This window comes from Pontibacter anaerobius (genome assembly GCF_026241195.1).
GTDB classification, from domain to species: Bacteria; Bacteroidota; Bacteroidia; order Cytophagales; family Hymenobacteraceae; genus Pontibacter; species Pontibacter anaerobius.
Genome location: NZ_JAPFQO010000002.1, coordinates 365,646 through 379,533, shown reverse-complemented (window position 1 = coordinate 379,533; position 13,888 = coordinate 365,646). Strand labels below are relative to the sequence as shown.

The following is a 13,888-nucleotide window of genomic DNA, read 5'->3' as shown; positions in this document are numbered from 1 at the left end:
ACAGGAGTACACAGGTATCAAACCAAAGCTGTATTTTTATACTTTAACCAACCTGTTTGCGCTTTGTTCATACTTTATAACGATCAGCTACTGCCGGAACCTGAGTTTAAGTTGCCCCACACCGACAGGGCTTTCCAGTACAATGATGGTTTTTTTGAAACAGCTATAGTTGAGCAGGGCAAAATCCGGTTTTGGAAGGATCACCAGCAGCGCATGCAGGAAGCCGCTAAAGCGCTGCACATGGAACTACCGGATTACTTCCTGACATATGACTTTGCCGAGCGACTGTTGCAGTTAGCGCAGGAGCCGGAAGATAAAACGTACGGAAGGTTAAAACTGAAAGTATGGCGTGCTGGTGCCGGGCTTTACTCCCCACAAACCAACCAGGTGAACTGGCTGGCTACGTACACATCAACTACTCCCGCTTCTCACCAGCCACTACAGATAGGCATCTGCCGGAACGTACATACAGCTTATACTTCTGTTTCGCATTTTAAAGGCCCCAACGCTCCCCTCTATGTGCTGGCTGGAGTTGAAAAACAGTCCCAGCAACAGGATGACATGCTGCTGCTGAACCAGCAAGGTATAGTGGCAGAGCTAATTTCGTCGAACATATTTTGGCTAAAAGGTAGCACCCTCTACACCCCAAGCCTCCAAACCGGCTGCGTAAATGGTATTCTGCGCCGCAACATCATCAGGTGGTGCAACCATAAAAATCTAACGCTGCAACAGGTACTACAAAAGCCAGAGGCACTCTTCCAATCCGATGTTGTCTTTTCTGCAAATGTTACCGGTGTACGGGCGATTGCAAGTATAAATGGTGCCCCGGTTCAGCAACGGGAGGAGCTGCTGTTAAGGATCAGGGAAGGCTTAAACTTGTAAGTCATGTAAATAAAAAGCTGCACCTCTCCTACTCAAACCTTTAAACGGCGATCATTCTGGCTTTGTACTTTAAACTGCCTGATTATACTTGCCAGGGCAATTTATCAATTGCTGTAGCAACATCCATAAACTTAATAACATCCCATACCTAGCTTTACTTACATTCCTGTTTAAATTTATTATAGCACAATAAATAACCTTAGTTGCAGTAGCCCCGTAGGAGCGGATATCTATTATAATACGCAGATATACAAATATTTTCTGCACGGGGATTTTATTTTAATTAAATTTAAAACATCTAAACACCAGAATTAAGATTCACACAACCGACTTTCTCTCATTGTTTATGTTCAATTTTATAAATAACTTTTATGAGGAAAGTTTACATTTTGGCCTCGCTGTTCGTCGGCGGGTTAAGCTGCCAGGTGTCTGCACAAGACAACTTCGGGCAGCGTGTGAAAGCAAGCATGGAGGAAGCCAACGGCAACCCTGTGCTCATCGATTTTAAAGCCGCTGGAAACCAGTCGCTGCGCGCCAGCGAAGCCAGCCAGGCTATCCGCTCTTACCTCGGCCTAACAGCAGATGAAGAGCTGAAGCTCATCAAACAGGAAACTGATGACTTAGGCTTTGTGCACCAGCGTTATGACCAGTACTACCAAAATGTGCGCGTTGAATATGGGGATTTCAATGTGCACACTAAAAACGGCGTGGTACAGGCTATGAGCGGTGAGTTTAAGAAAGTAAAGGGCCTGAACACCAAACCGGCCTTGCCTGCCCGTGCTGCCCTGCAAAAAGCAATGGCGTATGTAGGGGCTAAAACCTATGCCTGGCAGGATGTCGACCAGGAAGCCTGGATCAAGAAAGAAAAGTCTGACCCGCACGCCACTTTCCTGCCAGAGGGAGATTTGGTTATCGTGAAAAACTACCTGAGCCAGGACAAGGCTAACCAGGGAGAGCATGTGCTGGCCTGGAAATTTGATGTGTATGCCATGGAGCCGCTTAGCCGCGCTTACATTTATGTTGACGCGCACTCAGGTAAGATTGTGCACAAGGATGCGATCATCAAGCATGCCTCAGCCTCGGGTACCGCTGCCACGCGTTACAGCGGCACACAAACCATTAGCACCGACAGTTACAATGGCTCTTATCGCCTGCGCGATGTAACCCGCGGGAATGGCATTGAAACCTACGACTGTAATACAGGAACCAGCTACACGGCTGCTGTTGATTTTACGGACGGCGACAATAACTGGACCTCCGCAGAGCACAACAACACAGCAAAGGACAATGCTGCGCTGGATGCCCATTGGGCCGCCCAGAAAACGTATGACTACTTCCAGACGAAGCATAACCGTAACAGCTACGACAACGCCGGCGCGAAAATCAAGAGCTACGTTCATTATGATAAGAGCTATGAAAACGCGTTCTGGAATGGCTCCGTGATGACCTATGGGGATGGTGCCACCCGATTCGATGCCTTAACAAGCCTTGATGTGGGAGCCCACGAGATAGGCCACGCAGTGTGTTCCTACACCGCAGACCTGGTATATAGCAACGAGTCAGGTGCCCTGAACGAAGGCCTTTCTGATATCTGGGGTGCTGCCGTAGAGTATTATGCCGCCCCAAGCAAAGCTACCTGGCTAATTGGCGAGGACATTGACAAGCAGCGTCCATCGCTGCGCTCAATGAGCAACCCGAACGCAGAAAGCCAGCCAGATACTTATAAAGGCACTTACTGGTACTCCGGTACCGGCGATAACGGCGGTGTGCACACCAACAGTGGTGTCATCAACTACTGGTTCTACATCCTGTCTGTTGGGCAGTCTGGCACCAACGATCTGGGCGTGAGCTTTAACATCTCCGGCATTGGTATAGACAATGCTGCCAAAATTGCCTACCGCATGGAGAGTGTGTACATGACCTCTAATTCCACCTATGCCGACGCCCGCACCTATGCCATTAAATCGGCAGAGGATCTTTTCGGGGCAGGCTCTAACCAGGTTATCCAGACAACAAACGCCTGGAATGCCGTGGGGGTAGGTGGCAAGTATGGCGAAATTTCCTACTGTATCTCGCAAGGCAACAACTCTTCTTACGAGTGGATTTCCAGCGTAAAAATCGGAGGCTTTACCAAAACGTCCGGTGCAGCAGGTTATTCAGACTTTACGGGCACCACCGTGAACCTGAGCGCTGGCAGCAACGGCGTAACGTTAACACCTGGCTTCGCCAGCACAACGTACAATGAGTACTGGAAAATCTGGATTGACTATAACAAGGATGGCGACTTTAATGATGCCGGAGAACTCGTGTTTGACGCAGGCGGCTTAAGCAAAACAGCCGTATCCGGTACTATGAACATTTCCTCTTCTGCCACAGGCACAACGCGTATGCGTGTTTCCATGAAGTATAACGGAGCCCAGACAGCCTGCGAGTCGTTTGGCTATGGCGAGGTGGAGGATTATACCGTTAGCTTCTCCTCGGCCCCGGCTACATGCTCCGTGCCTACAGGCCTGTCAGCTTCCGGCATCGGCACTACCTCTGCCACACTTTCCTGGTCTGCCGTGGCAAACGCCACAAGCTACAATGTTCGCTTCAGGCCAACCGGCACCTCAACTTGGACAACAGGAACCGCTACGAGCACATCTGCCAGCGCAACCGGACTGACGGCAGGCACTACCTATGAGTTTCAGGCAAGCAGCGTGTGCAGCAGCGGCAGCTCTGCATATTCTTCCTCCGCTACTTTTACCACAACCTCCGGCAGCGTGAGCTACTGTGCTTCTAAAGGCAGCAACTCCGCCTACGAGTGGATAGACCTGGTACAGTTTGCGGGCATCAACAGAACATCCGGCAACGATGGCGGCTACAGGGATAACACCAACTTGGTGGGCACCGTGGCTCCGGGCAGCAGTACCACCATGTACATCAGCGCGGGTTTTGCCAGCACGGCCTACACCGAGTACTGGAAAGTATGGATCGACTTTAACAAGGATGGCGATTTTGACGACTCGGGTGAACTGGTGGTAAGCGGCTCCAGCTCCAGCAGCGGCACCTTGAGCGCCACAGTGAATGTTCCATCCACTGCCTCTTTAGGTACAACGCGCATGCGCGTGTCTATGAAGTATAACGCAGCGCAGACTGCCTGCGAAACCTTCAGCTACGGTGAGGTAGAGGATTACAGCGTGAACATCAGCAGTACGCTTTCTGCCGTTGCGGCAGCCTCTACAGGTACAGTTTCGCAAAAAGTGGAGCTATTGGGTGAGGAAAAGGCCGCTTCGGCACTTGTGTACCCTAACCCTACACGCGATTACCTGAACGTTGCCGCCCCGTCGCAAAACGCACAGGTGCGCATTATAAGCGTAACAGGCGCTGAGGTGATGCATGTGCAGCTGCAGGATGGCAACAACCGCCTGAACATAGCGCAACTCCCGAAAGGTATTTACACGATTGAAGTGTTCGATGGGCAAAAGCAGCTGTACCAGCGCTTCGTGAAAGAATAACTTTGTTTTTATCCTGCTTTATACTTACAGCACCCGGCTACATGGCCGGGTGCTGTTTTTTTAGGCTTCTGCCTCTAACCGTGTACTTTTATTCTTGCCCCTGCTGCTGCGTCTAAAACTTTTCCGATCGATACCGTATATTTGTATCTACAAACTTTAATCTATAAGTATGGAATCTATAAAAGGTAAAAATGCGCTGGTAACCGGCGCCGGAAAAGGTATAGGAAAGGCCATTGCCCTGGCGCTGGCAGCAGAAGGTGTAAACGTGGCCCTGATGGCCCGCACCACCAGTCAGTTGGAAGAGGTAGCAGAAGGTGTAAGAGCAAAAGGCGTGAAAGCAGCTGTAGTTACTGCTGATGTAACAGATATGGAAGCTGTTAACAAAGCTGTGGAGCAGGCCCGCAATGAGTTTGGCGCTATAGATATTTTGATAAACAATGCTGGTGTGGGTGCCTTCGCCAAGTTCCTGGAGATGGAGCCGAAGAAGTGGGAAAACATCATTAAAGTTAACCTGCTAGGGCCATACTATGTAACCCGCGCCGTGCTGCCGCAAATGATAGAGCGACAGACTGGTGATATTATCAATGTGTCGTCCACGGCTGGGCAGAAAGGCGCTCCGGTAACAAGTGCCTACAGTGCCTCTAAATTCGGATTGATCGGCATGACGGAGTCGCTGATGCAGGAGGTGCGCAAGCACAACATCCGCGTTACTGCCCTCACACCAAGTACCGTAGCCACCGATATGGCCATCGACCTGAACCTGACAGACGGCAACCCGGAGCGCGTGATGCAACCGGAGGATTTTGCCGAGCTGATCATCGCGCAGCTGAAACTGAACCGCCGCGTGTTCGTGAAGGAGGCCGGTTTGTGGTCTACTAATCCGTAACAGCTCTAAAGCATATGTATAAAACAAAGCCCGAAGTGATTGCTTCGGGCTTTGGTAATTTAGAATGTTAGATGCTTAGATTAGCAGTGAGGTTGGCTCTGTTAAGAACTTAAGTCATTGTCCTGGTTAAAAATGGCATAACGGACATGCAAACTGATGGCTGGAAAATATAGCTTATACCTCAGGTGCACCTGCCCTAATGTAAAATTATCCGAATCAATAATGCGCTTTTGCTCTATTAGGCTGAGGGGATTAGGCACTCCCCCACATTTTTGATTTCCGTTTTCGGTTAAGTAGGTGGAATAATTGCCATACTATTGTTAATACCCCACTTATAAACAAAAAAAGCACAGGCCGCTGAGCCTGTGCTTATACTTTAAAACTACAGTGTTTTTACTTCTTCGGGTACCACTCTTTCAGCCTCACCTCAATGTCTTTGTTTTTGGCATTCACCTGATTTTTAAACGATTCTACATCGCTCATTCCCTCTGTGCCGCGGTAATGGTACGGGTACACGATCTTAGGCTGAAACTCCAGCACGGCATCGGCTGCCTGGTCCACATCCATGGTATAGGGTAGGTTCATACTTACAAAAGCCAAATCAATATTTTTGAGGCTGCGCATCTCAGGAATACCCTCCGTATCACCTGAAATGTACACGCGCTTGTCACCTATTTCTAATAAGTAACCGTTGCCCCTGCCTTTCGGGTGGAAAACGCCTGCAGTGTCCGGCAGGTTATACATGGGCAGCGCTGTAATATTAATTCCCTGCTGCATGCTTTGCCCGTTATTTTTGAGTATGACCAGCTGCTGCTTATACTTATTAGGCAACTGATCAGCCACGGCCTGCGGAACGACCAGCTTCACTCCTTTCGTATCGAGCGTTCCCAGCGTGGTTGTATCCAGGTGATCGCCATGGATATCGGTAATAAGTATGAGGTCTGGCTTGGCTACACCTTTAAAAGCCTCAGCCCCTCCAGTTGGGTCCACATAAATGGTTTTCGCCTTGAATTTAAGTGCGAGCGTGCCATGTGAAATAGGCTGCACCACCAAAGGCCCGCCACTCGTCTTGAGGGTATCTGGTGAGCTAGTTTGCTGTGCCTGCACCTGCACAAAGGCAAGGCCAAATACGAATGCAAGAATAGACTTTAATCTCATAGTTATAGGTTTTTAGCTCTTAACATACGAAACAAAAGCATGTTTTGGCTAAAGCAAGTTAAACTGCCGGAGGTGGTGCCTGAAATGCTTGCTGTGGAATATCACCCACTCCTGGTAGTTCAACTTGCCTAGAGTGGGGCTAACAGGCGTTGCCGCCGGCCGGTCCTGAAAAAAAGAATCAAAAGCCTGAAGTTCGTTCCCTAAGCTTTTAATTGCATTTTCCAGATCAGTATGCTCTAAAGCTGCTGGCTCTTCTCCTAACATCGGGGCTCTGAAGCCTGGTACAAGTTCCTGCTCGCTGTAAATGGTATACTGCTTAAACTTCTCGGCCTTCTCCTGCCGGTAATAAAGCTTTTGTGGCTGTTTCCCGTTAGAGAACTGCACTACATAAGCCAGGTGCTCCACCATGTGCTGCGGCGACATAAGGCCAAACTGAGGCTGGGCATCCGGCTTCAGCTGTTGCAGCTGGTTTAAGATATAATCTCTGTCCTGAATAATGTCTAGCATACTTTACCTCCTATTAGTATCCTGATTTATACTTACACAGCTACAGGTGCCTTAATGCCAGGGTGTGGGTTATAGTTTACCAGTTCGAAGTCTTCAAATTTAAAACCGAAAATATCCTGTACATCCGGGTTCAGCTTCATCTGCGGCAACTCACGCGGCTCGCGGGTCAGCTGTAGTTGCGCCTGCTCCAGGTGGTTGAGGTATAAATGCGTATCGCCGCCGGTCCAGATAAACTCGCCAGGCTCCAGGCCCGTTACCTGGGCCATCATCAGCACCAGCAGCGCGTAGGAGGCTATGTTGAACGGTACACCCAGGAAAACATCGGCAGAGCGCTGGTATAGTTGGCAACTCAGTTTGCCCTCGGCTACATAAAACTGGAAAAAAGCGTGGCAGGGCGGCAGCTTCATGTGCTCGATCTCGGCCACATTCCAGGCACTCACAATAATACGTCGCGAGTCGGGGTTGTTTTTCAGTTGGTTCACCACCTGCGTTATCTGATCGATGTGGCGGCCGTCGGGTGTAGGCCAGTTGCGCCACTGTGAGCCGTATACAGGCCCCAGGTCGCCGTTTTCATCCGCCCACTCGTCCCAGATGCTTACACCATTCTCCTTTAGGTATTTTATGTTGGTATCCCCTTTCAGGAACCATAGCAACTCATGAATGATGGAGCGCAGGTGCACTTTCTTGGTCGTAACCAGCGGGAAACCCTGCTGCAGGTCGAAGCGCATCTGGTAACCGAACACACTCAGCGTACCTGTGCCGGTTCTGTCTTCCTTTCTCACACCTGTGTCCAGGATGTGCTGCATCAAATCTAAATATTGCTTCATCGTTTGGGAGTTCTCATGTGTAGCCTTAAAGATAATATTATTTGCGATATGCTAGTACAGCTTGAGTCAGCATCACATGGGCGCATGTAGCAAAAGAGCCTCCTGCAAGGTAGAGCAGGCTCTTTTTCAAAATCTTGCAGAAAGCAGACTATCTGTTTTCTTTTTTCATGCAGCAGGATTTTGTTTCTCCGGCTGAGGCAGTCGCCATGTTGCAGCTTTTTGCTTTGGCAACCGCTTCTTTCCCTTTCTTCGTCTTTCCCGAGCTGGTGCTATGGTCCATTTTACATTTACCATCTTTGCAGGCCAAAGTAAGTATGGCTAAGCCAGCTCCTATAAAGCCCGCCATTGCCAGAGTCAGCGCTATTTTTTTGTTTGAACAAAAAGGGTGATTTGAAGTTGATACTATCATAAATGTACAATCTTTGTGTCTTACACCAAATGATATCAATCAGTTTTAAAACACCTTGAACTACAGAAAATTAAGCTACTTTATACTGCTGTCGGTGTCGGTGCTTACGACCCTGAGCATCTACTTTGCCGCACGCCTCCGATTCGACTATAACTTCGATAATTTCTTCCCGAAAGGCGACCCGGACCTGTCGTATTATTTCAGCTACCGCGATAAGTTCGGCAATGATAACGATTACCTGCTCATCGGCCTCGACAACCAGGGCAAAAGCCTGTTTGACCGTAACTTTTTGACGAAGGTTGACACCCTGACCCATTTTCTGCAGCGGCAGCCCCATGTGGAGGCGGTTCTCTCTCCCACCACAATCAAAAGCCCGGTTATTGAAGCTTTCGGTTATTTTGAGATACCATACCTGCACCCAGACGAGCCGGAAAGGTATGAACAGGACTCTATCAATATTTATACTTCTAAAGAACTTATCGGCACTTTATTCTCGGAAGATGCCACGGCGATTTCGCTGTTTGTGCAGACTACGGATAACCTCGGCAAAGGGGCCAGCGACACCCTGATGGCCGCCCTGAACCAGAAACTGGAAATGCTGCAGCTGAAGGAGGAGCATGTAGCCGGGAAGGCGCTGGCGCAATCGGTGTTTGTGGAGAAGATGCAGGTAGAACTGGCCATTTTTATGTCGGCCTCAATTTTACTGGTTATCTTCTTCCTCTGGGTTGCCTTCCGTACGGCCTGGGGGGTGCTGGTGCCGCTGGTTGTGGTGCTGCTCTCGGTGCTTTGGGCGATGGGTGTGATGGGCCTTTTTAACAAGCCTATTGATTTGATGACCGTGCTCTTGCCCACCATTATGTTCGTGGTAGGCATGTCGGATGTGATTCACATACTTTCGCGCTACATTACCGAAGTTGGGAATGGCATGCCGAAGCTGCCAGCGCTTAAACTGACCGTGAAAGAAGTTGGCATGGCGACTTTCCTCACCTCCCTCACCACTGCAGTTGGTTTCCTGACGTTGCTGACAACGGCCATCGTGCCCATCCGAAATTTCGGACTGTACACAGCCATATCCATTGGTTTGGCCTACCTGTTGGCCTTTTCGGTGTTGCCGGCTATCCTGCTGCTCATTAAAGAACCGAATAAAGTAAGAGCCCGGAAAGTGAGTTTTTCATGGCCGGTTATGATGCGTAACCTGCTGCGCTTCGTGCTGCTGCACCCTAAAGCTATACTTGCCTCCGGTTTTGCTGTTATTCTTGTTAGCCTGGCAGGCATCAGCCTGATTAAAGTTGACACTACCCTGTTGGAGGACCTAGGTGATGAGGACCCGATTATACAGGACTTTTACTATTTTGAGGAGAAATTCTCCGGGGTGCGTCCGTTTGAACTACACCTGGTAGCTGCTGAAGGCCATACCATGTTTGATGCCGAAGTGCTCCATGAGGTAGCGGAACTGGAAAATTACCTCTACAATACATATGGGCTAAACTTTATCACCTCCCCTGCCACCATCGTGAAAACACTAAACCGAGCACAGAATGGCGGTTTGCAGGAATATTATACCCTTCCGGCTACTAAAAGCGGATTGCAAAGTATAAAACGCCGGTTGCAGGCGTACAAGAACAGAAGCGAATTGCGCAGCGTGGTTACCCCAGACGCGAAAGAAGCACGGTTAAGTGGTAAAATGAACGATATCGGGAGTGCCCGGGCCACCGTGCTCAACGACTCACTGCAGGCTTTCATCAACCGCAGCATCGACCCAGAAGTACTGCAAACCCGCCTCACCGGCAGCGCCCTGCTGCTGGATAAAAACAACGAGTACGTTACCTCCAACATGATGCAGGGGCTGCTCATCGCTTTCGGCGTCATTGCTGTCATTGTGGGGCTTATCTTCCGTTCGTTCCGTATGATTATCATATCCCTTGTTCCCAACATTATTCCGCTGCTGATGATAGGCGGCATTATGGGTTTTATGGGGGTTAAGCTAACGGTGTCCGTCTCCATTATCTTCACCATTGCTTTTGGCATCGCCGTGGACGATACAATCCACTTCCTGAGCAAGCTAAAACTGGAACTGATGGCCGGAAAATCGTTGCCTTACGCTGTAAAGCGTACTTTTATCTCTGCGGGCAAAGCCATCATCATTACATCCTGTATCCTGGTGGCTGGTTTTCTTACCTTGGTGCTCTCCACCTTCGATGCCACGTATTATGTAGGCTTGTTTGTGAGCCTTACGTTGGTGTTTGCCGTGGTGGCCGACCTGCTGTTACTTCCCGTGCTGGTGCTCTACTTCTACCGCCTTCCTAAAAAATAAATTAAGCACGATCCAATAAGGATGACCATATTTGCGTGTAAATTGAAGGATAAGTACTGAAGAGAGATGATGAAGAAACTATTTGCGATGGCCATACTTTGCGTGTGGTTTACAGGGGCACTGGCGCAGGAGCAGGTGAAAGAAGAAGACAAATTGTCGCGGTTAATGAGTGAGCGGGAGCAGCTGATATTGGAGTACCAGTACTTTAAACAACAGAACAGCAGCTTCTGGGGCACACAATCTAAAAAAGACCTGCTGAACATCATAGAAACACTCAAGAAAATCATAAACCTGGATACGGAACTGGTGGCTGCCGTTAAAGAGAACAGTATTCGCCAGTACGCGCAGAGTACGGTAGAGAGCAAGCGCCAAGGCAAGCTCACCATAGAGGACCAACGCAATTTCGAAAAGCAGGTAAGCAGCCTGCAAGGCGAAGTAAAAACGCTGGAGAGCACACTCCGTAAAAAGGATCGCGAAATGGCTGAGCTACAGTCCCAAGTGCAGGCAAGCTACGACGTGAAGTATGGCAAAGACAAGGTGATCAGTGTGCTGGCTGTGGGCGCCTTTATACTTTTATTGTACGCTGTTTTTCTGCATGTGCGCCTGAGCAAAGCCAAGTCTAAACCAGGTAAGAGAAAGAAAGCATAAATTTATACTTCGCTGTGGCAAGTATGAATCTTATAAGGTACGGTTTTTGTTATACCTTATGCTGCAGATGCAACATTAAAGCGCAGGTATAAAGATGTTTGTACTTGTATTACATCATTTAAATATGAAGGCTGGAGCAACACTACCAGCCTTTCTTTTTGGTATACATGAGCGAAATATTATTAGAACTAAAGCAGGTACAGGAGCTGCTTAAAATAGAACAGGAAGAGGACCGCCAGCAATACAAAATAAAAAGCCTGAAAAGCACGATTGCAGAGCGCAAGGCCATGGGCTTCTGCTGGTACCCCGTAACAATTTCCAAAGAAGAGCTGGGCTTCGGCAACAAGGTGGTGCTGGAACTAGAGCGCACCAAAGACCGCGACCAACTGCACCTGTTCCAGGTAGGGAAAACGGCTGCCTTGTTCAGCAACAGCGGGGAGCGCCAGAACCTGAATGGCGTGATCGTGGGCCTGAAGCGCAACAAAGTGTTGCTAGCCACTAACAAAGAAGACCTTCCGGACTGGGTGGATGAAGGCCGCCTGGGCATTGACCTCACGTTTGACGAAATGAGTTACCGTGAGATGGAGATTGCCATGAAAAAGGTGATTGAGGCTTATAAAACACGGCTGGCGGAGCTGCGCGATATACTTCTGGGCGATGTGCCTGCCCGCTTCACCGAAGCCACCATGGAGAATATTCCATCTTTAAACCCATCTCAAAACGAGGCAGTGCACAAGATCGTGCAGGCAAAGGATGTGGCGATCATTCACGGCCCTCCGGGCACCGGTAAGACCACCACCCTGGTGCAGGCCATACTTACAACGCTACAAACACAGAAGCGCCTGCTCGTTACGGCACCTTCCAACACAGCGGTAGACCTGCTCACCGAAAAGCTGGCGAATGAGGGCGTAAACGTAATCCGGATCGGGAATCCTTCCAGGGTGTCGGATGTGCTGTTGGAGCATACCCTGGATGCGCAGATAATGGCACACCGGTCTTACAAAAACCTGAAAGACCTACGCAAGACAGCCGAGGAGTACAGGCGCATGGCATTCCAGTTTAAACGCAAGTTCGGGCACGAGGAGCGGGCGCAGCGGCAGCTCTACAAAATGGAAAGCAAGCGCTTGTTAGAGGAAGCCGATCGTGTGGAGGAGTATATTACAGAGGATCTGCTGAACAACGTGCAAGTGATAACCTGTACCCTGGTGGGCGCCGCCAACAAAGCCATCCGCCACCTGGAGTATGATACCGTTTTTATAGATGAGGCCGCACAGGCACTGGAGCCCGCCTCCTGGATTCCGATTTCGCGGGCGAAGCGCGTAGTGCTGGCTGGTGACCATTGCCAGCTTCCGCCTACCGTAAAATCCTTTATGGCAGAGCAGAAAGGCTTGGGCAAAACTTTGTTTGAGAAATGCATCGAGCGCCAGCCAGACGTTTCGGTAATGCTGAAGACCCAGTACCGCATGCACCACCACATCATGGAGTTCTCGAACCAGCAATTTTACAAGGGGGAACTGATGGCGCACGAAAGCGTGCACAGCAGCGACCTGCATGAGTACAACCCGCACTTTGCACCAGGGCTGGCTGTGGAGTTTGTGGACACAGCCGGGTGCGGCTATAATGAGGTGGAAACGCCGGAGAGCAGCAGCTCGGCTAACCCAGACGAGGCAAACCTACTGCTCAACCACCTGGCGCACCTGCTTAAAAATTACAGCCACGCCGATGAGGACGTGGAGCACCTGCGTATCGGTGTTATTGCCCCCTACCGCGCCCAGATAAACTATCTGGAAGACCGCGTGGAGCATATGCCGAAGCTGCATGAGCTACGGCAGCTGCGTCACCTGTCAGTGGGTACTGTGGATAGCTTCCAGGGGCAGGAACGCGATATCATTTACATCAGTATGACGCGCAGCAATGAGCAGGGTGAAATTGGCTTTCTGGCAGATATGCGCCGCATGAATGTAGGCATGACGCGTGCCAAGAAAAAGTTAGTGATTGTGGGCGACAGCGCCACACTTAGCCAACACCCTTTTTACGCCTCGTTCCTGAACTATGTAGAAAGTATAAACGCCTACCGCAGTGCCTGGGAGCTGCAGGAACTAATGGCGTGAAACCTGTAAATATTGGACGGAGTTTAGAGGTGTGGATATAATTTCCTAACTTTCTAATCTCAGACACAAAATAGCAAGACATGAAGATTGAAAAAAACAAAGTAGTCACGCTCTCCTATGAACTAAGAATCATGGACGAGCAGGGCGAACCTAGCCTGATAGAAACAGCTGACAAAGAGCAACCAATGGTCTTTATTTACGGCATGAGCGGCCTTCCGGAGCAGTTCGAGGAGCAGCTGGAAGGTCTGTCTGTTGGGGATGCATTTGACTTTAAGCTGAATGCCGAAGAAGGCTATGGCAGCCAGGATGAAAACGCTGTAGTTGATCTGCCAAAGCAGGCATTTGAAATAGAGGGCGCCGTGCCGGAGGATATGCTGGAGATTGGCAACTACATACCCATGACAGACAGTGAAGGCAACCAGCTGCAGGGCCGTGTGGTGGAGGTTACTGCAGACACCGTAAAGATGGACTTTAACCATCCATTGGCAGGCAAAGAACTGTTCTTTAAAGGAACAGTAGAAAATATCCGCGAAGCTACGCAGGATGAGCTTTCCCATGGCCATGTGCATGGCGAAGGTGGAGTGCATCACTAAAAAGTATAAACCTCAAAGTATAAAAGGGCGCTGCAGGAATTTTCTGCAGCGCCCTT

11 protein-coding genes are annotated in these 13,888 nt (G+C 49.6%); 8 read left to right on the top strand and 3 right to left on the bottom strand.

Features of this window, described 5'->3' with window-relative positions; genetic code table 11:
* The first annotated feature begins 63 nt into the window (after positions 1-63).
* From OO017_RS04980 to OO017_RS04970, 3 genes are all read left to right on the top strand, one after another.
* Positions 64-882, top strand: a complete 819-nt coding sequence (locus tag OO017_RS04980; RefSeq protein WP_266051350.1) for an aminotransferase class IV — start codon at positions 64-66, stop codon at positions 880-882.
* 371 nt (positions 883-1,253) lie between these two features.
* Positions 1,254-4,379, top strand: coding sequence for a M4 family metallopeptidase (locus OO017_RS04975; protein WP_266051349.1), 3,126 nt, complete (start codon positions 1,254-1,256; stop codon positions 4,377-4,379).
* A 169-nt stretch (positions 4,380-4,548) separates the two neighbouring features.
* Positions 4,549-5,265: a 3-ketoacyl-ACP reductase gene (locus OO017_RS04970; RefSeq protein WP_266051348.1), complete on the top strand. Its 717-nt coding sequence runs from the start codon at positions 4,549-4,551 to the stop codon at positions 5,263-5,265.
* A 393-nt stretch (positions 5,266-5,658) separates the two neighbouring features.
* Here the strand turns inward: OO017_RS04970 and OO017_RS04965 are convergent, their stop codons facing one another.
* From OO017_RS04965 to OO017_RS04955, 3 genes are read right to left on the bottom strand one after another with little or no spacing between them, the layout of a single operon-like run.
* Entirely contained in the window at positions 5,659-6,423 is a 765-nt protein-coding gene (locus OO017_RS04965; protein ID WP_266051347.1) for an MBL fold metallo-hydrolase, read from the bottom strand.
* 48 nt (positions 6,424-6,471) lie between these two features.
* Positions 6,472-6,930 carry a DUF1569 domain-containing protein gene (locus tag OO017_RS04960; RefSeq protein ID WP_266051346.1) on the bottom strand — a complete coding sequence of 153 codons (459 nt, stop codon included), beginning with the start codon at positions 6,928-6,930 and terminating at the stop codon, positions 6,472-6,474.
* Positions 6,931-6,962: 32 nt separating this feature from the next.
* Positions 6,963-7,757: a thymidylate synthase gene (locus OO017_RS04955; protein WP_266051345.1), complete on the bottom strand. Its 795-nt coding sequence runs from the start codon at positions 7,755-7,757 to the stop codon at positions 6,963-6,965.
* Positions 7,758-7,891: 134 nt separating this feature from the next.
* Here OO017_RS04955 and OO017_RS04950 point away from each other — a divergent pair, with 134 nt between their 5' ends.
* From OO017_RS04950 to OO017_RS04930, 5 genes are all read left to right on the top strand, one after another.
* A complete protein-coding gene (locus OO017_RS04950) occupies positions 7,892-8,146 on the top strand; it encodes a hypothetical protein (protein ID WP_266051344.1) in 255 nt (84 codons plus the stop codon).
* Positions 8,147-8,221: 75 nt separating this feature from the next.
* Positions 8,222-10,480, top strand: a complete 2,259-nt coding sequence (locus tag OO017_RS04945; protein WP_266051343.1) for an efflux RND transporter permease subunit — start codon at positions 8,222-8,224, stop codon at positions 10,478-10,480.
* A gap of 66 nt (positions 10,481-10,546) precedes the next feature.
* Positions 10,547-11,128 (top strand): hypothetical protein, encoded by a 582-nt coding sequence (locus tag OO017_RS04940; RefSeq protein ID WP_266051342.1) that lies wholly within the window; start codon positions 10,547-10,549, stop codon positions 11,126-11,128.
* A 167-nt stretch (positions 11,129-11,295) separates the two neighbouring features.
* A complete protein-coding gene (locus OO017_RS04935; RefSeq protein WP_266051341.1) occupies positions 11,296-13,239 on the top strand; it encodes an AAA domain-containing protein in 1,944 nt (647 codons plus the stop codon).
* An 80-nt stretch (positions 13,240-13,319) separates the two neighbouring features.
* Positions 13,320-13,832 carry an FKBP-type peptidyl-prolyl cis-trans isomerase gene (locus OO017_RS04930; protein ID WP_266051340.1) on the top strand — a complete coding sequence of 171 codons (513 nt, stop codon included), beginning with the start codon at positions 13,320-13,322 and terminating at the stop codon, positions 13,830-13,832.
* The last annotated feature ends 56 nt before the right edge of the window (positions 13,833-13,888 follow it).